25 protein-coding genes are annotated in these 22212 nt (G+C 72.3%); 13 read left to right on the forward strand and 12 right to left on the reverse strand.

Annotation, left to right across the window (positions count from 1 at the left end; translation table 11 throughout):
• The 3 genes from ACIHFD_RS26060 to ACIHFD_RS26070 all read left to right on the forward strand — a co-directional run.
• The coding region (locus tag ACIHFD_RS26060; protein ID WP_397369068.1) for an aldehyde dehydrogenase family protein at positions 1-849 on the forward strand (849 nt) is incomplete at its 5' end.
• A gap of 179 nt (positions 850-1028) precedes the next feature.
• Positions 1029-1874: an aldehyde dehydrogenase family protein gene (locus ACIHFD_RS26065; RefSeq protein WP_363961854.1), complete on the forward strand. Its 846-nt coding sequence runs from the start codon at positions 1029-1031 to the stop codon at positions 1872-1874.
• A gap of 13 nt (positions 1875-1887) precedes the next feature.
• Complete coding sequence (locus tag ACIHFD_RS26070; RefSeq protein WP_397369069.1) at positions 1888-2706, forward strand: helix-turn-helix transcriptional regulator; 819 nt, start codon at positions 1888-1890, stop codon at positions 2704-2706.
• Here the strand turns inward: ACIHFD_RS26070 and ACIHFD_RS26075 are convergent.
• Both ACIHFD_RS26075 and ACIHFD_RS26080 read right to left on the reverse strand, forming a co-directional pair.
• Entirely contained in the window at positions 2681-4018 is a 1338-nt protein-coding gene (locus ACIHFD_RS26075) for an MFS transporter (RefSeq protein WP_397369070.1), read from the reverse strand. The two genes, ACIHFD_RS26070 and ACIHFD_RS26075, sit on opposite strands and share 26 nt — an antisense overlap.
• 105 nt (positions 4019-4123) lie before the next feature.
• Complete coding sequence (locus tag ACIHFD_RS26080) at positions 4124-5566, reverse strand: amidase (RefSeq protein ID WP_397369071.1); 1443 nt, start codon at positions 5564-5566, stop codon at positions 4124-4126.
• A 47-nt stretch (positions 5567-5613) separates the two neighbouring features.
• On the opposite strand from ACIHFD_RS26080, the gene ACIHFD_RS26085 reads away from it, so the two are divergent.
• Positions 5614-6798 carry a pyridoxal-phosphate dependent enzyme gene (locus ACIHFD_RS26085; protein WP_397369072.1) on the forward strand — a complete coding sequence of 395 codons (1185 nt, stop codon included), beginning with the start codon at positions 5614-5616 and terminating at the stop codon, positions 6796-6798.
• Here the strand turns inward: ACIHFD_RS26085 and ACIHFD_RS26090 are convergent.
• Genes ACIHFD_RS26090 through ACIHFD_RS26100 form a run of 3 tightly spaced genes read right to left on the reverse strand, consistent with a single transcriptional unit; the run spans position 6772 to position 10162 of the window.
• Entirely contained in the window at positions 6772-7425 is a 654-nt protein-coding gene (locus ACIHFD_RS26090; protein ID WP_397369073.1) for a hypothetical protein, read from the reverse strand. The genes ACIHFD_RS26085 and ACIHFD_RS26090 overlap by 27 nt on opposite strands.
• The gene (gene hrpB, locus ACIHFD_RS26095) at positions 7422-9806 is read right to left on the reverse strand and encodes an ATP-dependent helicase HrpB (RefSeq protein ID WP_397369074.1); all 2385 of its coding nucleotides are present in this window, start codon (positions 9804-9806) and stop codon (positions 7422-7424) included. The genes ACIHFD_RS26090 and hrpB overlap by 4 nt, the downstream gene beginning before the upstream one ends.
• On the reverse strand, positions 9806-10162 hold the full coding sequence (locus ACIHFD_RS26100) for a helix-turn-helix transcriptional regulator (RefSeq protein WP_350741841.1): 357 nt from the start codon (positions 10160-10162) through the stop codon (positions 9806-9808). Before ACIHFD_RS26100 ends, hrpB begins: the two co-directional genes overlap by 1 nt.
• Positions 10163-10249: 87 nt before the next feature.
• Here ACIHFD_RS26100 and ACIHFD_RS26105 point away from each other — a divergent pair, with 87 nt between their 5' ends.
• From ACIHFD_RS26105 to ACIHFD_RS26115, 3 genes are all read left to right on the forward strand, one after another.
• Positions 10250-11398: an MFS transporter gene (locus ACIHFD_RS26105; protein ID WP_363961868.1), complete on the forward strand. Its 1149-nt coding sequence runs from the start codon at positions 10250-10252 to the stop codon at positions 11396-11398.
• 25 nt (positions 11399-11423) lie between these two features.
• On the forward strand, positions 11424-11801 hold the full coding sequence (locus ACIHFD_RS26110; RefSeq protein WP_397369075.1) for a hypothetical protein: 378 nt from the start codon (positions 11424-11426) through the stop codon (positions 11799-11801).
• A gap of 80 nt (positions 11802-11881) precedes the next feature.
• Positions 11882-12556, forward strand: a complete 675-nt coding sequence (locus ACIHFD_RS26115; RefSeq protein ID WP_397369076.1) for a hypothetical protein — start codon at positions 11882-11884, stop codon at positions 12554-12556.
• Here ACIHFD_RS26115 and ACIHFD_RS26120 read toward each other — a convergent pair.
• Positions 12548-13378 carry an undecaprenyl-diphosphate phosphatase gene (locus ACIHFD_RS26120; protein ID WP_350741849.1) on the reverse strand — a complete coding sequence of 277 codons (831 nt, stop codon included), beginning with the start codon at positions 13376-13378 and terminating at the stop codon, positions 12548-12550. The genes ACIHFD_RS26115 and ACIHFD_RS26120 overlap by 9 nt on opposite strands.
• A gap of 124 nt (positions 13379-13502) precedes the next feature.
• A complete protein-coding gene (locus ACIHFD_RS26125) occupies positions 13503-14306 on the reverse strand; it encodes an NmrA family NAD(P)-binding protein (protein WP_397369077.1) in 804 nt (267 codons plus the stop codon).
• Positions 14307-14381: 75 nt separating this feature from the next.
• Here ACIHFD_RS26125 and ACIHFD_RS26130 point away from each other — a divergent pair, with 75 nt between their 5' ends.
• From ACIHFD_RS26130 to ACIHFD_RS26140, 3 genes are all read left to right on the forward strand, one after another.
• Entirely contained in the window at positions 14382-15299 is a 918-nt protein-coding gene (locus ACIHFD_RS26130) for an AraC family transcriptional regulator (protein ID WP_355204026.1), read from the forward strand.
• On the forward strand, positions 15296-15802 hold the full coding sequence (locus ACIHFD_RS26135; protein WP_350741855.1) for an HAD domain-containing protein: 507 nt from the start codon (positions 15296-15298) through the stop codon (positions 15800-15802). The genes ACIHFD_RS26130 and ACIHFD_RS26135 overlap by 4 nt, the downstream gene beginning before the upstream one ends.
• Positions 15803-15864: 62 nt before the next feature.
• Positions 15865-16059: a PspC domain-containing protein gene (locus ACIHFD_RS26140; RefSeq protein ID WP_350741857.1), complete on the forward strand. Its 195-nt coding sequence runs from the start codon at positions 15865-15867 to the stop codon at positions 16057-16059.
• Positions 16060-16123: 64 nt separating this feature from the next.
• Here the strand turns inward: ACIHFD_RS26140 and ACIHFD_RS26145 are convergent, their stop codons facing one another.
• Positions 16124-16699: a hypothetical protein gene (locus ACIHFD_RS26145; protein ID WP_397369078.1), complete on the reverse strand. Its 576-nt coding sequence runs from the start codon at positions 16697-16699 to the stop codon at positions 16124-16126.
• Positions 16696-17247, reverse strand: coding sequence for an RNA polymerase sigma factor (locus ACIHFD_RS26150; protein WP_397369079.1), 552 nt, complete (start codon positions 17245-17247; stop codon positions 16696-16698). The genes ACIHFD_RS26145 and ACIHFD_RS26150 overlap by 4 nt, the downstream gene beginning before the upstream one ends.
• A 127-nt stretch (positions 17248-17374) precedes the next feature.
• Between ACIHFD_RS26150 and lipB the strand changes: the two genes are divergently transcribed.
• Positions 17375-18010 (forward strand): lipoyl(octanoyl) transferase LipB, encoded by a 636-nt coding sequence (gene lipB, locus ACIHFD_RS26155; protein WP_397369080.1) that lies wholly within the window; start codon positions 17375-17377, stop codon positions 18008-18010.
• Between the two features lie 40 nt (positions 18011-18050).
• On the opposite strand, the gene ACIHFD_RS26160 is transcribed toward lipB, so the two are convergent.
• A complete protein-coding gene (locus tag ACIHFD_RS26160) occupies positions 18051-19580 on the reverse strand; it encodes an amino acid permease (protein WP_397369081.1) in 1530 nt (509 codons plus the stop codon).
• Between the two features lie 98 nt (positions 19581-19678).
• Positions 19679-20593 carry a zinc-binding dehydrogenase gene (locus ACIHFD_RS26165; protein WP_397369082.1) on the reverse strand — a complete coding sequence of 305 codons (915 nt, stop codon included), beginning with the start codon at positions 20591-20593 and terminating at the stop codon, positions 19679-19681.
• A 99-nt stretch (positions 20594-20692) separates the two neighbouring features.
• On the opposite strand from ACIHFD_RS26165, the gene ACIHFD_RS26170 reads away from it, so the two are divergent.
• Positions 20693-21277, forward strand: coding sequence for a TetR/AcrR family transcriptional regulator (locus ACIHFD_RS26170; protein WP_397369083.1), 585 nt, complete (start codon positions 20693-20695; stop codon positions 21275-21277).
• Here ACIHFD_RS26170 and ACIHFD_RS26175 read toward each other — a convergent pair.
• A complete protein-coding gene (locus tag ACIHFD_RS26175; protein WP_397369084.1) occupies positions 21255-21800 on the reverse strand; it encodes a type 1 glutamine amidotransferase domain-containing protein in 546 nt (181 codons plus the stop codon). The two genes, ACIHFD_RS26170 and ACIHFD_RS26175, sit on opposite strands and share 23 nt — an antisense overlap.
• 120 nt (positions 21801-21920) lie before the next feature.
• On the opposite strand from ACIHFD_RS26175, the gene ACIHFD_RS26180 reads away from it, so the two are divergent.
• Entirely contained in the window at positions 21921-22184 is a 264-nt protein-coding gene (locus ACIHFD_RS26180) for a heavy-metal-associated domain-containing protein (RefSeq protein WP_397369085.1), read from the forward strand.
• Positions 22185-22212: the final 28 nt, after the last annotated feature.

A 22212-nucleotide genomic window follows, 5' to 3' on the forward strand; every position in this document is an offset into this window, starting at 1 on the left:
GCCGACATCTGCCGGCAGGCCGATCTGCCGCCGGGGGTGGTGAACATCGTGACCGGCGCGGGCGAGACGGGCGCGGCGGTGGTGGCGCACCCGGATGTGGACAAGGTGGCCTTCACCGGTTCGACCGAGGTGGGCAGGATCATCGCCCGGACGGTGGCCGGCACGGACAAGAGGCTGACCTTGGAGCTGGGTGGCAAGGCGGCCAACATCGTGTTCGCCGACGCCGCGATCGACCAGGCGGTGGAGGGGATCGTGAACGGGATCTTCTTCAACCAGGGTCACGTGTGCTGCGCCGGGTCGCGGCTGCTGGTGGAGGAGTCGGTTCAGGAGGAGTTGCTGGCGGCGTTGAAGCGGCGGCTGGGCACGCTGCGGGTGGGTGACCCGCTGGACAAGAACACCGACGTCGGCGCGATCAACTCGGCCGAGCAGCTGGCCAGGATCCGCGAGCTGTCGGCGGTCGGGGAATCGGAAGGCGCCGAGCGCTGGTCGCCCGCCTGCGAGCTGCCGGAGCGGGGGTTCTGGTTCCCGCCCACGATCTTCACGGGGGTGGCGCAGTCGCACACGATCGCGCGGGAGGAGATCTTCGGGCCGGTGTTGTCGGTGCTGACGTTCCGCACGCCGGCCGAGGCGGTGGAGAAGGCCAACAACACGCCGTATGGGTTGTCGGCGGGGATCTGGACGGAGAAGGGGTCGCGGATCCTGTGGATGGCTGACCGGCTGCGGGCGGGGGTGGTGTGGGCCAACACGTTCAACAAGTTCGATCCGGCCTCGCCGTTCGGCGGTTACAAGGAGTCCGGCTATGGCCGCGAAGGCGGTCTGCACGGCTTGGAGGCCTACCTTGACGTGTGAGCATCGCCGTCCCCGCCGCGCCAGGCGGCGGGCACAGGCCACCAGGGGTCACGCCTTCGCCAGGGCCGGGCGGCCCGTACGCACCGGCTGGTACGCCCACCGCTGCGGCGTGAGCCGGTGCGGCCAGGTCTTCGTGCCGGTCCAGATGTCGCAGGAGTCCACGTGGAGGGGGCGGGGCGATGAGTAGGTTGTCCGTCAGAAAGACCTACAAGCTGTTCATCGGAGGGGCGTTCCCGCGCTCGGAGAGTGGGAGGTCCTACCCCGTGACCTCGGCCAAGGGCGAATTCCTCGGCAACGCGTCCCGCGCCTCGCGCAAGGACGCCCGCGACGCCGTGGTGGCCGCGCGCAAGGCGTTCCCCGGCTGGTCGGGCGCCACCGCCTACAACCGGGGGCAGATCCTCTACCGGGTCGCCGAGATGCTGGAGGGGCGGCGCGCGCAGTTCGCCGAGGAGGTCGGCGGCGGCAAGAAGGCGGCGCTGGAGCAGGTGGACGCCGCGATCGACCGGCTCGTCTGGTACGCGGGGTGGTCCGACAAGATCGCCGCCGTGCACGGCGCGGCCAACCCGGTCGCGGGCCCGTACTTCAACCTGTCCTCGCCCGAGCCGACCGGTGTGGTGGCCGTGATCGCGCCCGCCGATCCGCTGCTCGGGCTGGTGTCGGTGGTCGCGCCCGTGATCGTGACCGGCAACACGTGCGTCGTCGTGGCGTCCGAGCGCACGCCGCTCGCGTCGATCACGCTGGCGGAGGTCCTGGCCACGTCCGACCTGCCCGGGGGCGTGGTGAACGTCCTCACTGGGCACCAGGCCGAGCTGGCGCCCTGGCTGGCGGCGCACATGGACGTCAACGGGCTCGACCTGACCGGGGTCGAGGACGCCGACCTGGCGCTGAGCTGCGAGCAGGCGGCGGCGGAGAACCTCAAGCGCGTCCTGCGCCCCTCCCGGCAGGACTGGGCGGCCGACCCGGGGACCGGCCGGATGACGCGGTTCCTGGAGACCAAGACCGTCTGGCATCCGGTCGGGGTCTGAGCACGGCACATCGATGAGTCTCGGTGAATTCCTCCGGGCCCGGCGCGCGCGGCTCAAGCCGCAGGACGTCGGGCTCGGGCCGGGGGTGCGGCACCGGCGTGTGGCAGGGCTGCGCAGGGAGGAGCTGGCGCCGCTGGCGGGCCTGAGCGTCGGCTACTACACCCGGCTGGAGCAGGGGCAGAGCCCGAACGTCTCCGACGAGGTGCTCGACGCGCTCGCCCGCGCGCTGCGGCTGGACGACGACGAGCGGGCCCACCTGCACCGCCTGGCCCGCGCCGTCCGGTCCCGCCCGCCGGTCGGGCCTGAGCTGCTCAGGCCCGGGATCAGGCGCATGGTCGAGTCGTTCACGGAGGTGCCGGCCTGGGCGGTGGGCCGGCGCGCCGACGTGCTGGCCTGGAACCGGCTCGCGCACGCGCTGTTCACCCCGCACCTGGACTTCGACGCGCCGGAGCGCGAGCCGCGCCCCAACTTCGCCCGCATGGACTTCCTCGACCCCCGCTCCCGCGAGTTCTACGTCGACTGGGAGAGCAAGGCCCTGGACGACATCGCGTACCTGCAGGTGTCGCTCGGCAAGTTCCCCGGCGACGAGGGGCTGCGCGCGCTGGTCGACGAGCTGACGGCCGGGAGCGCCGAGTTCAGGGCCATGTGGACGCGGCATCCGGTGAGCAACTGCGCCTCCATCTCGCGCGGCTACCGCCACCCCGAGCTCGGCGTCGTCACGCTCACCGCCGAGCTGCTGCGTACGCCCGACGACGAGGGGCAGGGCGTGGTGCTCTTCCAGCCGGAGCCCGGCTCGGAGGAGCCGCTCAGACGCCTGCTGCGGCAGGGGTAGCGCGGCGCAGCAGCAGGGCGCCCCCGGCCGCCCCGAGCAGGGCGACCGCCCCCGCCACCGCGAACGCCGCGTGCAGGCCCGTCAGCAGCTCGGCGTACGCCGATGCGACGGCGGTCAGCCCGGCCACCCCGATCGCCCCGACGAACGTGGGCATCTGCGCGAGGCTGCCCGCCACCCCCTGGTCGGCCGGGTCGAGCCCGGACGTGATCGTCGTGATCGCGGCCACCACGGTCAGCACGTGACCGAAGCCCATCGCCGCCGAGGTGGACAGCAGCACCCCCAGCCCTCCCGAGGCGGGCAGGAACACCATCGCCGCCGTCCCCACGGCCTGCGCGGTCAAGCCGGCCGCCACGGTCGCGGGGGCGCCGTACGCGCCGATCAGCCGGGCCGCCAGGCCGCCCGCGACCAGGGCGGCCACGCCCTCGCCGAGGAACCCGAGCCCCGTCCGCAGCGCGGACCAGCCGAGCACGTCCTGCATGTAGACGCTCAGCAGCAGCGTCGCCCCGCCGCACATGCCGAACGTCACCAGCGCCACCGCCATCCCCCACTTCACCGTGGGCCGGCGCAGCAGCCGTAGTGGCACCAGCGGGGCGGCGTGCCTGGCCTCGACCGCGAGGAACGCCCCCAGCAGCAGCACGGCCGCCGCGACGCCGACCCACGTGAGCGTAGAAATGCCGTAGACCAGGGCGAACAGCCCGCCGCTCGCCAGCACGGCCCCCGGCACGTCCAGCCGGACGGCGCTCCCGCCGGAGTCGCCGGGGAGCACGGTGAGCGCGCCCACCAGCACGACCACGCCGATCCCCACCAGGATGAGCATGGTCCAGCGCCAGCTCAGCCCGCTGGTGACCAGGCCGCCGCCGATGGTCCCGGCCACGAAGCCGAGCGAGAGCAGCGCCCCGTTGACGCCCATCGCCCTCGTACGCTTCGGGCCCTCGGCGAAGGCCGTGGTCATGAGGGCCAGCGCCGTCGGGCCGATCATGGCCGCCGCCACGCCCTGCCCGGCCCTGGCGCCGACCAGCACCCCCGGCACCGGAGCCAGGGCCGCCAGCAGGGAGAACCCGGTGAACGCCGTCACGCCGGCCGCGAACAGCCTGCGCCGCCCCACCACGTCCGACACCCGCCCGAACAGCGGCATCAACGCGGCCGTCGGCAGCAGGCAGGCCGTCACCACCCACTGCAGGTCGCCCCGCGTGGCGAAACCCAGATCGCGGCCGAGCTCGGGGAGCGCGACCGTGATGATCGAATAATCCAGACCTGTCATGAACGTCGCGCCGCACAGCGTGACGAGCACGAGCCATTCACGTGTGTTCATGCGGACCAGGCTGCGGCACGGCCCGCACGCCGGCCAGCGCCCCGCTGGAGGTACACCTGTCAGGTGCACCCTCAGCGGCTCGAAACAGCGGCTCGAAACAGCCGCTCAGAACGCGAAGCCGGGCGGCCTGACCGGGGGATGGGCGGCCTGGAGCTGGGCGGCCAGGCCGAGCAGGTGGGGTTCGCCGCCGGGTGGGGCGATGATCTGGATGCCGATGGGCAGCGCGGTGGAGTGCGTGGCCAGGGGGACCGTGATGGCGGGCCAGCCGCACATGTTCCAGGGGCCGGTGGTGGGGGCGTACCTGATGTTGGCCAGCGCGTTGCGGACGAAGCCGCGCTCGCCCCAGCGCTCGGCCTTCGGCGGGACGGTGGCCAGTGCGGGCGTGATCAGCACGTCGGCGTCCCCGAACCACTGGTCGGCCCCGTAGCCGCTCCAGCGCTCCCGGCCGCGCACGCCGTCGAGCTTGAGCGCGCCGAGCACCCGGCCCGCACGGGCCAGTCCGCGGGTGCGGCGTTCGAGCCGGCGCCGGTCCAGGCCGTCGGCCGACGCGGCGGCCCTGGTGAGCCAGGTGGCGATCGTGGCGGGGCCGAGCCAGGCGGGCAGCTTGTCGCGGTGCTCGACCACCGTGTGCCCGGCCTGGCGCAGCGTCTCCGCCGCCCCGCGCACCGCGGCCTGGAACTCCCTGTCGACAGGCAGGCCGACGGGGAGCGGCTGGGGCGCGTACGCCACCCGCAGGTCGAACGGCTCGGGGCTGTCCTGGGGCGGCTGCGGCTCCCAGATCTCGTCGTCGTCCGCCCAGACCGAGCGCAGCATGGGTGGCCGTGGCTCGATCCGGCGGCCGCCGCGCCAGGACTCGGCCAGCGCCGGGTCGGCGGCCAGTACGGACAGCGCCAGCGCCAGGTCGGACGCGGTCGTCGCCAGGGGGCCGTTCTCCGTCAGCCCGTCCCAGTGGTCGGTCGGCGGGGGCACGAGCCCGGTGCCGGGCTTGACGGCCAGCACGCCGCAGCAGGCGGCCGGGATGCGCAGCGAACCCATGCCGTCGTTGCCCAGCGCCAGCGGCACCATGCCCGCCGCCACGGCCGCGGCGCTGCCCGACGACGACCCGCCGGCCGTCCTGGCCGGGTTCCAGGGGTTGCGGACGATGCCGTACGCGCTGTCGCCGAGCGCGACGAGCCCCAGCTCGGGCAGGTTCGTCAGGCCGACGACCACCGCCCCCGCGGCCCGCAGGCGCGCCACCGTCACGTGGTCCTCCGGCGCGGGCGCGTCCGCCGTGACCGCGGACCCGCCGCGGGTGGCCTCGCCCGCGACCTCCAGGTTGTCCTTGACCGCCACGGGCACGCCGGCCAGCGGCAGGTCCGCCAGGTCGCGCCGTTTCTGTACGGCCTGCGCCTCCTCCACGGCCCGCTCTCTGATCCGACGGAACGCCCCTACTTTGGAATCCCGCTCCGAGATGGCGTGAAGGTGCTCCTCGACGACGGTCGTGGCCGTGACGTCCCCACGCCGGACGGCCGTCGCGATCTCGACAGCGGACCTGCCTGCCCACAACATGACTAGAGTCTGCATCCTGGCAGCGCGGCTCGATAGGGTCGATGCACGTGAACGGACCCTCCCTTGCCCTCCGCCAGCGCTCGCTGGGTGACCCCGCGACCGAGTTCCCGCTGTTCCCGCCGCTGACGCGGGGCTGTCCCAGGACCAGCACGGACGAGATCGCCTATCCGCTGGAGATCACGTACGACTACGGGCGGGTTGATCCGCGCCTGTTCGAGCAGGATCCGGGCACGGACCTCGCGCGCTGGTCGCCACTGCTGCCGCCGCTGGAGGCGCCCACGCTGGGAGAGGGCGGGACGCCGCTGGTGGAGTTCGACGGGATCTACGTCAAGGACGAGTCCCGTAACCCGACCTGGTCGCACAAGGACCGCCTCAACCGGGTCGCGGTCAGCGCCGCCGTCGCCTCGGGCGCGCCCGGCGTGGTCGTGGCCTCGTCCGGCAACCACGGGGCCTCGGCCGCCGCCTACGCCGCCCGAGCAGGGCTGCCCGCCATCGTGCTGACCTCGGCGGACTCGCCGCCCGCCGTGCAGGCGTTCGTGCGCGCGTACGGGGCCAAGGTCGTCTCCGTGCCCGCCGAGGCACGCTGGCCGCTGCTGCGCGAGGTCGTCGACCGGCTCGGCTACCACCCGGTCAGCAACCAGACGGTGACGCACACCGGGCACCCGTTCGGGCCCGAGGGTTACAAGACGATCGCCTACGAGTTGTTCCTGCAGCTCGGAGGCGTGCCCGCGGCCGTCTTCACCCCCACCGGGTACGCCGAGCTGCTCTACGGGATGTGGAAGGGGTTCGTGGAGCTGCGGCTGCTGGGGCTGACCGAGGCCGTGCCGCGGATGTTCTCCTGCGAGACGGCGGCCGGCGGGCCCCACGCGCGGGCGCTGGCCACCGGCGCTCCGGCCGCGATCGTCGAGTTGGGGGCCAGCGACGCGTACGGCATCGCCGGGCCGGTCGGCGGGCACCGCGGGGTGGTGGCCGTGCGCGACAGCGGCGGCGAGGCCCTGCTCGTGACCGACGAGGAGCTGCGGGCGGCGCAGCGGGACCTGGCCGGGCAGGGGCTGTGGCAGGAGCTGTCGGGCGCGGCGGGGCTGGCGGGACACCGGAAGCTGCGGCGGGACTTCGACGGGCCCGTCGTGTGCGTGGCCACGTCGAGTGGGTTCAAGGACGTGGGCGTGGGGGCCGAGCGCTTTCCGGTGCTGGAGAACCCGACCCTAGGCGATCTTGCTCCAGACGCGTAGCGGGCCGATCGTGGTGAAGCCGTGCCGCAGGGCGTCCGCCGGGTCGACCTCCCAGCCGACCAGGGGCCGGCCGGGGAACGTCCTGGCCGCCACGGCCAGGGTCGCCTCCCACACGGCTTCGCCGAACACGTTGGAGACGCCCACGACCTGCTGGCGCGGGGTGAGCACGGAGCCGCAGACGACGGCGTCCCCTCTCCTGCCGCACAGAATCGTGACCTCGTCGAGGATCGTGGGCAGGAAGAGGCCGCCGACCTCGCCGTCGAAGCACGCCTGCTCCCAGGCGCGCAGCGTGGCGGCGTCGCTCACCACCTCCATGGCGATCGTGGGCTCGCGGCGCTCCGGTGGCTCACGGTGGATCCATTGACCCTCGAACAGCACCTCGAAGCCCGGCAGGTCGAGCGTGGCGAAGCTGTCCTTGACCGACGCCCCCGGGCCCGCGTCGATGCGGCCGAGCACGTCGGCCGCCGTCGCGTCGGGCGAGAGCGTCACCGCGTCCGGGTAGAAGGGCGGGGTCCTGGCGGGGTTGGTCCAGGCCCGGTCCGCGAACGCGCCGGGCGTGCCGTGCGCGCGGCACATCGCGTCGCACCACTCGGCGTTGTCGCGGGCGGCGGCTGCCACGCTGGTCATGCTCGTCTCTCCTTGGCGCGGCGGGTGGGAGGCGCGGTCAGCGGGTCCTCCGGCCAGGGGTGCCTGGGGTAGCGACCGCGGAGCTCCGCGCGTACCGAACGGTAGCCCTCGCGCCAGAACGACGCCAGGTCCGCGGTGACGGCCACCGGGCGGCCCGCCGGGGAGAGCAGGTGCACCAGGACGGGCACGCCGGAGATCTCGGGCGTCTCCTGCCAGCCGAACAGCTCCTGCAGCTTCACCGCCAGCACCGGCCGGTCGCCCGAGTAGTCGACGCGGATGTGGGAGCCGCTGGGGACCTCGATGCGTTCGGGAGCCGCCCGCTCCAGGCGCTCGCTCCAGGGGATCAGGCGTTTCAGCGCCGCGGCCACGTCGATGCGCTCCAGGTCGGTCCGGCGACGGGCCCTGGACAGCTCGGGCTCCAGCCACTGGTCGGCCAGGTCGATGAGCGCGTCCGTGGAGGGCCAGGGGGCGCCGATGGCGCGGTGGCAGAAGGCCAGGCGATCCCGTAGGTCCTTGGCCTGTTTCGTCCAGGTCAGGACGTCGGGCTCCGCGCGCAGGCCGTACAGGACGGCCTCGCGGACGTCGGCGTCCTTGAGCGGGGCGGCGGACAGCTCGATCGCGCCCAGGCGCTCGACCCTGCGGGCGAGCACGTCGCCGCGACGCTCGCCCGGAGGGACGTGCCAGGCGATCTCGTCCTGGGTGGTGGTGGGGTGAGCCAGCCTGGCGGTCGCCTCGTCGATCTCCACGGCCTGCCTGATGCGGGCCGAGGCCGAGCCCGACTGCCGGTCGGCGACGGCGATGGCCAGCCACTCGGCGGTGTGCAGCCTGGACCCCTCCGGGAGCTGGGCCTGCGTGCCGGAGGCCATGAGGTAGCCGCCACCCCGCCTGCGCGCCACCCGCTCGGGGAACGCCAGCGCCACCGCCGTCCCGGCCGGCGCGTCGCCGGGCAGGTCCGGGCGGCCCGTGCCGGCGGTCCGCTGGAGGCGCCTGGTCTCCTGGCGCCAGCGGGCGGCGAAGCCGGTGCCGCCCCGGCGGGCCGCGCGCCAGACCTCCACCAGGTCGTCGCCGGCGTCGCGCGGCAGCTGCTCCGACAGCAGGGCCACCACCTCGGCCGCGCTCGGGCCGAGGTCGAGCAGGGCCCTGGCCAGGCGGGGATGCACGCCCGCGAGCGCCATCCGGCGCCCGCGCTCCGTCACCCGCGAGGCCGGGTCCAGCGCGCCCAGCGCCTCCAGGGTGCGGCCGGCGGCGGACATCGCGGCGGGCGGCGGCGGGTCCAGCAGGGCCAGGCCCGACGCGTCGGGCGCGCCCCAGCAGGCGGCCTGCAACGCGAACCCCGTCAGGTCCGCGAGCGCGATCTCCGGCCGCGCGTGGTCGGCGAGACGGTCGTGGTCGGCCGCCGACCAGCACCGGTAGACCGTGCCTTGTGCCTCGCGTCCCGCCCGGCCCGCGCGCTGGCCGGCCGACGCCTTCGAGACCCTGACCGTGGTGAGGGAGCCCAGGCCGCGGGCGTGGTCGGTACGGGGCTCGCGGGCCAGGCCGGAGTCGACCACCACCCGGACGCCGGGGACGGTCAGGCTCGACTCGGCGACCGACGTGGCCAGCACCACCCGGCGGGCCGGGCCCGGCGCGAGCACGGCGTCCTGGACGTGGGCCGGGGCCTGCCCGTGCACCTGGAGCACCGCCACGCCGTCCAGCATCCCGGCGACCCTGGCGATCTCGGCCACGCCGGGCAGGAAGCACAGCACGTCGCCGTCCCGCTCCGCCAGCGCCCTGCGGACCACCGAGGCCACGTGGGACAGCAGCGCGGGGTCGACACGGAGGCCGTGCGGCGGGGCGACCGGGCGGGCAGGCGGGGCCCACACCGTTTCGACGGGGTACGCGGCGCCGGTGGCCGCGACGATCGGGCCGCCGATCAGCCGGGACCACGGCTCGGCGTCGGCGGTCGCCGAGGTGGCCAGCAGGCGCAGGTCGGGCCGGAGCGTGTCGCGTACGTCCAGGAGGAACGCCAGGGAGGTGTCAGCGTCCAGGTGCCGCTCGTGGCACTCGTCGAGCACGACCGCGTCCACCCCGGCCAGTTCCTGGTCCCGCTGGAGGCGCTGGAGCAGGACGCCGGTCGTGACGACCTCGACCATCGGGTTCGCGCCCGTGTGGCGCTCGCCCCTGATCGTGTAGCTCACGCCCATCCGCCTGGCCGCCGCGCGCACGGCCAGCCGCCGCGGCTCGGCGACCAGCACCCGCATGCCCGCCTCGGCCAGGGCCAGGGGCACGACCGTCGTCTTGCCCGTGCCGGGCGGGGCCGTGAGCACCGCGCTGCCGTGCCGGTCGAGCGCGGCGAGCAGGTCGGGCAGGACGTGCCGGATGGGCAGCGAGTCGTGGCGCATCAACGCGGGGCGGGGACGTCGGCGCTCGGGATCAGGGCAGGGCTCGGGATCCCGGCGGCGGAGAGGACGGAGTCGAGCAGGCCGGGGAAGCGGGACTCGAGGTCGTCGCGGCGCAGGCTCATGAACTTCAGCCGTCCCTCCTGCTTGGTGATGACCACGCCCGCCTCGCGCAGCGTCCGGTAGTGGTGCGAGGCCGTCGACTTGTGCACGCCCAGGTCGTCGCCCGCCTCGCCGCAGTTCATCACGCCGCTGAGGGCGAGCCGGACGACGATCTCCAGGCGGACGGGGTCGGACAGCGCCCGCAGGACCTCCGTGAGCTCGATGTCCTCCGTTGCCGGGTGAGGTAGCAGGCGCATGGTCAAACCCTACCTTCGTTCTATTGTTTGACAACAATCCAACTATACGTCAGTTTGATGCATGTCCAACTTTTTCCTGGAGGCCCCATGACTTCGCGGCTCTACCCGCTTGCTGCCGGAAATTTCGCCATCGGTACGGGCATGTTCGTGACCGCCGGGCTCTTACCGCCCATCTCGAAGGAACTGGGGATCTCGTCCTCCGCGGCGGGGCAGCTCATGACCGTCTTCGCATTGGCGTACGCGGTGCTGTCGCCCGTCCTCGCCGCCCTGACCGCCCGGCTGTCGCGCAGGACCGTGCTGCTGGTGGCCCTCGGCGTGTTCGTGCTGGGCAACGTCCTGACCGCGCTGGCTCCGACGTACCCGCTGGTCATGGCCACCCGGGTGGTCGCGGCGGCGGGGGCGGCGATGTTCACGCCGACCGCGTCCGGCGTGGCGAACGCGCTGACCGAGCCCGAGCGGCGCGGCCGGGCGCTCGCGCTGGTGATGGGTGGGATGACGGTCGCGAACGCGATCGGCGTGCCCCTGGGCACCTGGCTGGGCTCGGTCTCGGGCTGGCGGTCCACGCTGTGGATGGTGGCGGGGCTGGGCGTGATCGGGTTCGCCTGGGTCGCGACGGTGGTGCCGGTGGTCAGGATCCCGACGTCGGGGCGGCTGCGGGAGCGTCTCGCGCCGCTGGGCGACCGGCAGGTGCTGGCGGTGCTGGTGACGCAGCTGCTGCTGTTCGCGGCGGCGTTCACCGCGTACACCTACATCGGGTCGCTGATCGACCTGCCGCTGCCCGCCGTGCTGTGGGCGTGGGGGATCGGCGGCATCGTGGGCAACCAGCTCGGCGGGCGCTTCACCGACCTGTACGGGCCGCGCAGGATGGTGCTGCTCGCCCTGGGCGCGAGCACCCTGTTCCTGGCCCTCATCCCCGTCGCGAACCTGGCCCTGCCCGTCGCCCTCGTATGGGCGTTCCTGTGGGGCGCGCTCGGGTGGCTGGTGGCCCCCGCCCAGCAGTTCAGGACCGTCTCCGTGGTGCCCGGCAACGTGCCGATCGGCCTGGGGCTGCTGTCGTCGGCCCAGTACGTGGGCCTCTTCCTGGCGGGGCTGGCCGGCGGCGCGACGCTCGACTGGTACGGCAGGACGGGCGTGATCGTGCTGGCCACCGCGTTCGGGCTGGTGGCGCTGCTGTTCACGCTGGCCACCTACCGTCCGCAGGCGGTCTCCCCGAAGGAGGGCGTGTCCGTCGGGTAGCGCGCCGTCGGCCAGAATGGTGATCATGTCCGAAGACATCGATCCCCGGAACGAGCCCGCGCCCTTCGGGGCCGTGGTGCTCCTGACGGCCGCATCGGCGGCGGCGATCATGGGGCTCACCGCGTTGCTGTCCCAGCCGCCCGGGCTGAAGTTCCTGCTGTTCGGCCCGATCGCCCTCGTCGTGTTCGAGGTGGTCGTCCACGAGGTGTGGTGGCAGCGCTGGTGGGGCGCGATCCCCGGCGCGGTGGCGGGCCTGGCGCTCTACTTCGAGGGCCGCGCCGCGCTGAGCGACCTCGTCGGCGACGTCTGGGCCCACCCCGTCGCGTACGTCGCCGCCTGGACCCTCTTCGCCGTCGTCTTCGCCCTCTGCAGCCGCTACCCCCGGACCCTCCGGCCGACGTGATCTTCTCCACCGCGTAGGGGACGCCGGATCGGTCCGCAGGCGGACGACGGGCGGCGGGCGCGGCGCCTACCGTCGGCGGCATGTTGAACGACCAGGTGACCTTTCGGCGCATCGCGGCGGGCGTACTGCTCATCGTGGCCCCGCTGCTCCAGGCCGTCGCCGTCGTCGTCGATCCAGGCACCTGGGGCGACGACCGGGAGGCGGTCAGCTACGGCGCGAACCCCGCGCTGGCCCAGACCGAGTCCGCGCTCTACCACTGGAGCTACCTGCTCATGGGCGTGGCCGCGCTCGGCCTGGCCCATCTGACCCGGCGCAGGGCCACGCGGCTCGGCCACGTGGGGGCGGGGATGACGGTGATCGGCTACCTCGCGCTGTCCGCGCTGCTGATGATCGACCCCGTGGAGTGGTGGCTGGGGCAGCACAACTCGCCGGCGGAGGCGCAGCGCATCCTCGACGAGATGCTGAACCTGCCCGGCGTCATCATCGGCTTCCAGATGCCGTGGATGTTCTTCGCCATCCTCGGCCTGCCGCTGCTGACCGCGGCCGTGTGGCGGGCGGGCTTCGTCGGCTGGTGGGTGCCGCTGCTCGTCTTCGTCGGCTACGTCGTCTCGTTCCCCGTCCCGTACGGGCCCCTGACCGTGGTGTTCTGGATCCTGCCCGTCGTCGCCCTCGGCTGGACCGGGTTGAAGATCCTGCGCATGGGCGACGAGGCGTGGGCGGCGTACTATCCGGCTCCGGCCCTCGTGTCAGCCTAGGGCCGGGATCCAGCCCGCGGTGACCGCGAGGATGAGGAAGAAGCCCAGGACGATCCGGTAGATCACGAAGCCGGTGAAGCGGTGGGTGCTGATGTAACGCAGGAACCAGGCCACGGCCAGGTATCCGACGACGAACGAGATGACCGTGGCGAGGATCGTCGGCCCCCACTCGGGGGCCGGGCCCTTGCCGATCTCGCGCAGCTCGAAGACGCCCGAACCCAGCACGGCGGGGATGGCCAGCAGGAATGAGTATTTGGCGGCGTCCTCGCGGCGGTAGTCGAGCAGCAGGCCGGCGGTCGTGGTGCCGCCCGAGCGGGACACGCCGGGGATCAGGGCGAGCGCCTGGGCGAAGCCGTACACGATGGCGTGGGGGAAGCTGAGGTGCTTCTCCAGCGTGAGCTTGTTGCGGGCGGTGCGGTCGGCGAACCAGAGGAGGAGGGCGAAGACGATCAGCGTGGTGCCCACCAGGCGCAGGTCGCGGAAGACGGTCTCGATCTGGTCCTTGAACGTCACGCCGAGCACCACGATCGGCAGCGAGCCGACGATGATGTACCACCCCATGCGGGCGGCCCAGTGACCGCGCAGGTCCTTGTTGAACAGGGATCTGGTCCAGGTGGAGATGATCTCCCAGATCTCCTTGCGGAAATAGATCAGCACGGCCAGCTCGGTGCCGATCTGGATGACGGCGGTGAACGCCGCCCCTGGGTCCTGCCAGCCGGCGATGGCGGAGACCACCCGGATGTGGGCGCTGGAGGAGATCGGCAGGAACTCCGTGAGCCCCTGGACCAACCCCAGAACCACCGCTTCTAGCCAGCCGATCACGACGACAACCTTCCGAGAACGCGGGAGTGACGAGGGTGAGGCTAGCGGATGCCGGGGCCGGTGGGTTGCTCGCGTCGCGTACAGAGTCCCGTACGGCCACGAGGAGCACCGACCCCGTGAGATCTCAGAGGCGCTGCCACATCGCGGCGGCGGCCTCGGCGTAGTCGGTGAAGTCGCGGGCCGGGCGGCCGAGCGCCTGCCGCACGCCGTCCGCCACCGAGGCGTTGCGGCCGTCCAGGATGCCGGTGAACAGCGCGGCCAGGCCCGCGGCCTCCTCCTCGGGCACGCCGTTCTTGACGGCCGCGGTCACGTACTCCTCCGGCGTCACCCGCACGAACGAGATCTCCCGGCCGGTGGCCCTGGACAGCTCCTCGGCCGCCTGCGCGAACGTCAGCAGCCGCGGCCCGGTGAGCTCGTAGAGCCGGCCCGCGTGGCCGTCCCGGCTGAGCGCGGCGGCGGCCACGTCCGCGATGTCGTTCACGTCCACGAACGGCTCGGGCACATCGGCGACCGGCATCGCGATGACGCCTTCGAGCACCTGGTCGTAGAAGAAGCCCTCGCTGAAGTTCTGCATGAACCAGCTGCAGCGGACGATCGTCCACTCGGCCCCGGACTCCCGCACGGTCCGCTCGCTGGCCTCCGCCTCCGGCTCGCCCCGCCCGGACAGCAGGACCAGCCGCCGCACGCCGCCGCTCACGGCCAGCTCCGTGAACGCCTTGACGTCCTCGTACGCGCCGGGGAAGGCCAGATCGGGGACATAGGCGAGATAGACGGCCGTCGCGCCGTCGAGGGCCGTCGGCCACGTGGAGCGGTCCTGCCAGTCGAAGAGGGGGCGGGACCCGATCCGCACAGGCAGGCCGAGAGCGTTGAGGCGGTCAACCACACGGCGGCCGGTCTTGCCCGTGCCGCCCAGAACCAGAATCGTCATATATCTAGTAAGCCGCCATACCCATAAGACTCTCCATGGTTGAGAAGCGCAATGGCATATGCGATCGTCTAACCCATGGACCAGCTGGCGGCGCTACTGGACGGCCCGCGGGCCCGTGGCGCCTTCCTGCTCCGCTCGATCCTGGATCCGCCCTGGTCGATGCGCATCCAGGACGAGGCCCCGCTGTCGTTGATCGCGCAGGTGCGCGGGGAGTCGTGGATCGCGTTCGACTCGGGCGAGCCCGTGCGCCTGTCGCCGGGGGAGGTCGCGATCGCCCGGGGGCCGCGGCCGTACACGGTGGCCTCGGAGCCCGGCCTCAAGCCGCAGGTCGTCATCCTCCCCGGCCAGGAGTGCCGCACGATCGACGGCGAGTCGCCCTACGACACCATGTCCATGGGCGTGCGCACGTGGGGGAACGACCCGTCAGGGGGCACCGTGCTGCTCACCGGCACGTACAACCTGGAGGGCGAGGTCAGCAGGCGGCTGCTGGACGCGCTGCCGCAACTGCTCGTCCAGCCGGGAGACCCGATCATCTCGCTGCTCGGCGCCGAGATCGTCAAGGACGAGCCGGGCCAGGAGGCGGTCCTCGACCGGCTGCTCGACCTGCTGCTCATCGCGGTGCTGCGCTCGTGGTTCGCCACTCACGCGAACGAGGCGCCCGCCTGGTACCGCGCGATGGGCGACGCGGTGGTGGGCCGGGCCATGCGCCTGCTGCAGAACAACCCGGCGCACCCGTGGACGGTCGCCGCGCTGGCCACCGAGGTGGGCGTGTCCAGAGCGTCGCTGGCCAGGCGCTTCACCGAGCTGGTCGGCGAGCCGCCGATGTCCTTCCTCACGGACTGGCGCCTGGCGCTGGCCGCCGACCTGCTGCGGGAGCCGAACGCGACGATCGGCTCGGTGGCCAGGAAGGTGGGGTACGGGAGCCCGTTCGCGCTCAGCGCGGCCTTCAAGCGGGTACGCGGCGTCAGCCCACAGGAGTACCGGGCCGGATGAAACCACTGCTGCTGCTGGACGTGGACGGCGTGCTCAACCCGATGGGCCGGCCCACTCCGGACTTCCGGCGCTACCGGTGCACGATCGACGGCGAGGTCTACACCGTGCACCTCAACCCGCGCCACGGCCGCAGGCTCCTCGACCTGGCCCTGGCGACCGGCTCCGAGCTGGTCTGGGCGACGACGTGGGAGCACCACGCCAACGACTGGATCGCTCCCAGGATCGGCCTGCCCTCGCTGCCCGTCATCCCCGTGGACCCGAACGTGGTCTCGGAGCGCGGGGAGATGTTCAAGACGCAGCACGTGGCCCGCTATGTGGGCCGGCGGCCGTTCGTCTGGTTCGACGACCAGGTGTGGGCGGAGGACGAGGAGTATCTCAGGGTGCATCAGGGTCTGGCTGACTTCCTGCTCATCCACGTGGACCCGGCGCGGGGACTGACCAGCCGACATCTGGGCATGGCACATGAGTGGCTGACCCTTACAGGGTTTTCTCAGGGTTCCTGACGGGAGTCCGTCGGCCTGTCCGTCCGTTGAACAGGTAGGTCGTCACACACGGAGGAAACATCATGTACCGCTCACGAGAGCACAGGATTCTGGCCGGCGTCTGCGGCGGTCTCGCCGACAAGATGGGCCTGCCGCCCACTCTCGTCCGGATCCTGTGGCTCCTGCTGTCGCTCATCCCCGGGCCGCTGTGGGTCGTCTACGTCGTCATGTGGATCCTCATCCCGGAGGAGCCGAGGGGCTACCGTTCGGCGGCGTGACGTCCGCGACAGGCGCCGGTGGGCCGCCCGCCGTGGATCGGCGGACGGCCGGCTCGACCGGTCGCTAGTCACCCATGGGCGGCTGCCCCGCTGAGGAGCCGTCCGGGTCGTCGATCACCGTGCAGGGCTTGACCTGGCCGGTGATCACCTGAGCCTTGAGCTTCCAGTACGGCTTCTCGGCGAACTCCAGCACCAGGGTCTGGCCCGCGCCGACATACTGGGGACTGATGTCCACCCCGGAGGTCCGGGGGCGGGCGGCTTTGTAGGAGACGGACCGGCGCCACTCCTCAGGGGTGGTGGCCTCGCCTCCGACGGGCTCGCCTCTGCCCGGGGCGCACGTCGTCCTGGGCTTGAGATAGGTGACGTCGGCGGTCACGCCCGCCGCCTTCAGGTCCTGCTCCAGCTTGCCGGCGTCGCCGAACTCCTTGATCTCGACCCGGATCGTGCCGTCGCCCTGCTTGGTCACGGCGTACGCGGGCGTCTCCGCCCCGGCCAGCAGGGGTACCGTGATCGCCGCCGCGGCGGCCAGCCCGGCCACCGCGCCCCCGGCGAGCAGCCGGCGGGTGACACGGCGACGCCGTTCGGTCCGCGCGCCGATCTCCGCTTTCAGATCCATCAGCAGTTGCTCCTCGAATCTCATCGTGGTGCTCCATCCATGACGAAGGGCAGGTTCCGCAGCGTCTGGCGTGCGCGGTGCAGGCGTACCTTGGCGGTCCCGGGCCGGATGCCGAGGGCGTGCGCCGCTTCGGTGACCGTGAGCTGGTCGATGGCGACCAGCTCCAGCACGGCGCGTTCCCCCTCGGGCAGGCCGGCCATGGCCTCGAAGGCCCGCCGGGCGTGCCGCTCCGCGTCGATGCGCTCTTCGAGCCGGGCGACGTCGTCGGTGTCCAACGGCCTCCGCCCGCTCACCCGGTCGGTCAGCCGGTACTGCTTGTACGCCCGCCGCCGCTCGGCCGAGATCGTCTTGCGCGCCACGCCGTACAGCCAGGCGATCTCGGTGCCGAGGTCGGCGCGGTAGGTGTGGGCCGAGTCCAGCACCGCCACGAAGACCTCGGCGACCAGATCCGCAACGGTGTGCGGATCCTCGACGCGGCGGGCGAGGAACCGGGTGACCGCGTCGACGTGCCGCCGGTAGAAGGCCTCGAATGCCACGGGGTCCGTGGCGATCTTCGCCTGTTTGAGACGCACCGGCCAAGCTCCCTTCGTCGGTTCACGCCCCTGCTTGGTGAGAAACCGGAAAAGGGTTACAAGACCACACCTTCTGGCGGTCAGGGCCGCGTGCGCCGATGCCCGGGATGCCGCTTATCCTCGAAGGATGAGGGCAAGGCCGCTGACACTCGTCCACGACGATCTCGTCGACTACGACGCCGCGATGGAGCGCATGACCGACCTCGTCGGGCAGCGCCAGCGGGACGAGCGGCCGGACACGCTGTGGCTGCTCAGCCACCCGTCGGTCTACACGATCGGGCGCCGCACGCCGATGGCCCACCTACCGGCGCCCGAGCGCGGCATCCCCGTCATGGAGACCGGGCGCGGCGGCCAGCTCACCTACCACGGGCCCGGCCAGCTCGTCGGCTACCTGATCGTCAAGCTCGCCGAGGACCAGGGCATCGTCGACTACGTGCGCGAGGTGGAGCTGCGGCTGGTGGAGGCGCTGGGCAAGCTCGGGCTGCCCGCCGAGCGTCGCGACACGCCGCCGGGCTCGGAGCTGCTGACCGGCGTCTGGACCGCCGAGACCGGCCGCAAGATCATCTCGATCGGGATGCGGCAGAGCCGGGGCGTCACGAGCCACGGGTTCGCGCTCAACGTCGACGGCGACCTGGAGCCGTGGAACTGGGCGGTCGCCTGCGGCATGCCCGACGTGGACATGACCTCGCTCAAGCGCGAGCTCGGCACGGCCTCGATGGCCGAGGTCCGCGCGGCCGTGGCCACCGCCTTCGAAGCCTCCTGAGCGGCGGGTACGGCCGCGGTGGCCGTACCCGCGGGCCGGGTCAGGAGATCGGGACCTCGTCGACCGTGCGGCGGGGGCCGGTGAACCAGTGCTTGGCCGACAGCGCCCACCACAGGGCGATGCCGACCAGCACCACCCCGACCGCGATCGGGGCGTAGTTGACCGAGGTCCAGTCGAAGGCCTTGTTGCCGGGCACCCCGGCGGGCGAGATCGGCATGATGAAGTAGATCGACACGACGACGATCTCGACGCAGGCGATCCAGCAGAGCACCTTGTACTTGCGGCCGAGCGTCCACGGGCCCGGCTTGAAGGCGTCGCCCGCGCGGAGCCGGAGCCAGATCGGGATGAGGAAGGCCAGGTAGAGGCCGACGACCGCGATCGACACGACGGCCAGGAACGCGACCGGCGTGGTCAGCCCGGGAGGCGCGTAGAGGGCGGGCAGGGTGATCAGGGCGGCCACGACGCAGCCTCCGATGATCGCGTTGACCGGGGTGCGGTTGCGGTCCACCTTCGACCACAGCCGCCAGCCGGGCACGCCGCGGTCCCGGGAGAACGCGTACGTCATGCGCGACATCGACGTCACGCAGCTCATCCCGCAGAAGAACTGGCCGATCGTGGAGATCGCGAACACCGCGGTGGCCAGCGGAGCTGAGAGCGCGGTCTCGAAGATGGCTCCCACGAACCCGGACTGCTTGTTGATCTCGTCCACGTTCGTGGCCGCGAACAGGAACGACAGCAGCAGGATCCAGCCGCCGATCGCCGAGTAGAAGATCGACTGCCACAGGCCGCGGGCGGCGGTCCTGGCCGCGCCCTGGGTCTCCTCCGACACGTGCGCGCAGGCGTCGAAGCCGGTGATCGTGTACTGGGTGAGCAGGAAGCCGAGCGGCAGCACGTAGAACCAGAACGACAGCCCGTCGGAGCCGCCGCCGAAGCCGGAGTTGTTGTTCGTGCCGCCGAAGACGAAGCCGAGCGACTGGTGGTGGTCGGGCGCGAAGATCAGGATCCCGACGACGATCGCGGCGCCCGCGACGTGCCACCACACCGAGACGTTCTGCAGCAGCGAGATGAGCTTGTGGCTGTAGATGTTGATCAGCGCGTGGGCCACGAGGATGATCACGAACAGCAGGAACGCCTGTGACAACGTGGCTTCCCACGCGCCGTCGGTGACCAGCTTGAGCGTGGTGTTGAGGAATGTGGCGCAGCCGTAGTCCACCGACGCGGTGACGGCGATGAGGCCGATCAGGTTGAGCCAGCCGGTGAACCAGCCGTGGATCGGCTTGCCCAGCGTGGCGGCCCACCAGTAGATGCCGCCCGCCGTCGGGTACGCCGACACCAGCTCCGACATGCAGAAACCGATGATCAGGATGAACGCGGAGATCAGCGGCCAGCCCCAGGAGATGGCGATCGGGCCACCGTAGTTCCAGGCCTGTCCGAAGGTGGTGAAGCAGCCGGCGAGGATGGAGATGATCGAGAAGGAGATGGCGAAGTTGGAGAAACCGCTCCAGGTGCGGGCCAGCTCCTGCTTGTAGCCGAGCTCGGCGAGTCGCCTGGAATCCTCTTCAGTGGTCATTGAGGTCTCCCTGGGGGGCGTGGAGGACGCTCCATTTGGACTACATCTAGACCATTTCTTTGGCGACGACAAGGCGTTACAGGTGGGTTTCGGGCCCGTCAGGGCGTTCGGCCAACCGCCAGGACGATCTTCCCGGTGAGGGAACCGCCGAGCTGGGCGGCCTTCGCGGCGTCCAGGTCCTCCCACGAGCCGGCCAGGCCGATTTCGAGGGAGATGTCGTCCGCGGCCACGAGGGCGAGCAGGTGGGCGAGGTCGTCGGCGGGGGCCGTCACGTCGCCGAAGGAGTTGAGCGACCTGGCCCTGCCCAGGGAGAAGGTCGAGTTCGGAGGGAAGGCGGCGGGCTGCCCGGAGGCCCAGCCGACGCTCTGGAGGTTGCCGCCGGGCTTCAGCAGGGCCCAGGCGGCGACGAGCGCCGGGCCGCCGACCGTCTCGATCACGACGTCGACCGGCTCGACCCCGTCCAGGCCCACCACGATGTCGACGGGAGCTCCGAGGCCGGCCGCCAGTCGCTCGGCGCGTTCCGGTCTGCTGACGGAGGCGATGACGTGGGCGCCGGCGCGCCCGGCCAGCTGCACGGCCAGCCGTCCCACGGCCCCCGACGCCCCGGTCACCAGGACGCGCGAGCCCGGCGCGGGTCCGGCGGCCCGCAGCGAACGCAGCGCCGTGAGGCCGGCCATCGGGAGCGCGGCGGCCCGTACCAGGTCCACCCCGTCGGGGACCACCGCGAGCGAGCCGGTGTCGAACGCCGCCCGCTCGGCCCACGCGCCCGCCCCGAACGCCGCCACCCTCGCCCCCTCGCGCGGTCCCGTGCCGTCCTCGGCGGCGCGCAGGACGACTCCGGCGGCGTCGTAGCCGAGCACGGTGCCCTCCGGCAGGCGGCCCATGTGCCGCAGGTCGCTGAAGTTGACGGACGCGTGACGGACCTCGACGAGCGCCTGCCCGGGCCCCGGCTCGGGTTCCGGCACCTCCGCGAAGCGTCCCTCGGCTCCCGGGCCCGCGACCAACGCACGCATGCTCATTCTCCCCGCTGTCAGGATGCGGACTGTCGGTCCGCTTCGATGGCAGGGATAGTATGAGGACCGACGGTCCGTTTGCAAGAGGAGGTAAGGCCGGTGCGGTCAGACGCGACCCGTAATCGGGAGGCGATCCTGCGGGCCACGGAGGAGCTGCTCGCCGCCCACGGCGCCGAGCACATCTCCCTCGACCGGGTGGCCGCGGCGGCGGGGGTCGGCAAGGGCACGCTGTTCCGGCGCTTCGGCAGCCGTACCGGGCTGTTCCAGGAGCTGCTCGCCGAGCGGGCCGCCGCGCTGGCGCTGGCCATCGAGGCGCCCGGCTCCGCGCTCGGGCCCGGCGCGCCGCCCGAGGGCCGGCTGACGGCCTTCCTGGACGAGCTGTGCGAGCTGGCCGAGCGCAACCTGGCGCTCTTCGCCGCGCACGAGCGAGCCTGCGCCGAGGACAAGTACCGCGATCCGACGTACCTGCGCTGGCACGCGCACGTGACGGCCCTGATCGCCGCGGCCCGGCCGGAAGGTGGCCTGGACGCGGAGTTCGCCGCCCACGCGCTGCTGGGCTCCTTCGATGCCGATCTGGCCCGGCACGTCATGGCGGACGGCGGGGTGGCGCGGCTCAAGTCCGCGGTCAGGGGCCTGGCCGAGACCCTGCTCCAGGGTGCGGCTACTCCGCGAACGCGTCGGTAGCGGCCTGGCAGAAGGCCTTGAGGTCGTCCGGCTTGCGGCTGCTGACCAGGGTGTTGGGCCCTGACGTGCAGATCACGACCTCCTGGTCCGCCCACGTCGCCCCCGCGTTGCGCAGGTCGGTCCGCAGGCTCGGCCAGGACGTGATCGTACGGCCGCGCACGACGTCCGCCTCGATCAGCGTCCAGGGCGCGTGGCAGATGGCGGCCACGGGCTTGCCCAGGTCGAAGAAGGCGCGGGCGAACCGGACGGCCCGCGGGTCCATCCGCAGGTAGTCGGGGTTCGCGACGCCGCCAGGGAGCACGAGACCGTCGAACGAGGCCGGGTCGGCGTCATCCACCGTGTCGTCCACGGCGAACCGGTCGCCTTTGTCCAGGTGGTGGAACGCCTGGATCTGGCCCCGCTTGGTGGAGACGAGCCTGGGCGTGCCGCCCGCCTGCTTGACCGCCTTCCACGGCTCCGTGAGCTCCACCTGCTCCACTCCCTCGGGAGCGACGAGGAACGCGATGGTCTTGCCGTCCAACATGTGATCTCCCCCTTGGGGCTGAGTGCTTCCCTCTCTCCTTTCCGGGTGCGGCCGTAGTATGCACCTTTACCCCTAGGGGGTATAGTGACGACCAAGGATCAAGGAGTGAAGGAGCGAGGCATGACCGTCACGACGTACCAGGTTGAGGGCATGACCTGCGGTCACTGCGTGAGCGCCGTGACCGAGGAGGTCGGCAAGGTCGCGGGCGTGAGCGGGGTCCAGGTGGACCTGGCGGCCAAGGCCGTGACCGTCACGAGCGAGGCGCCGATCGACCGCGTGCTGATCGACGCGGCGGTGGTGGAGGCCGGCTACGAGCTTGCGGGAGCGATCGAGCTCCTGCCGCAGGCGGGGGGTTCGTGCTGCGGCTCCGGCGGCTGCCACTGATCGGCCCCGTAGGATGCCTCATCGTCCC

The organism is Nonomuraea sp. NPDC051941 (assembly GCF_044593615.1).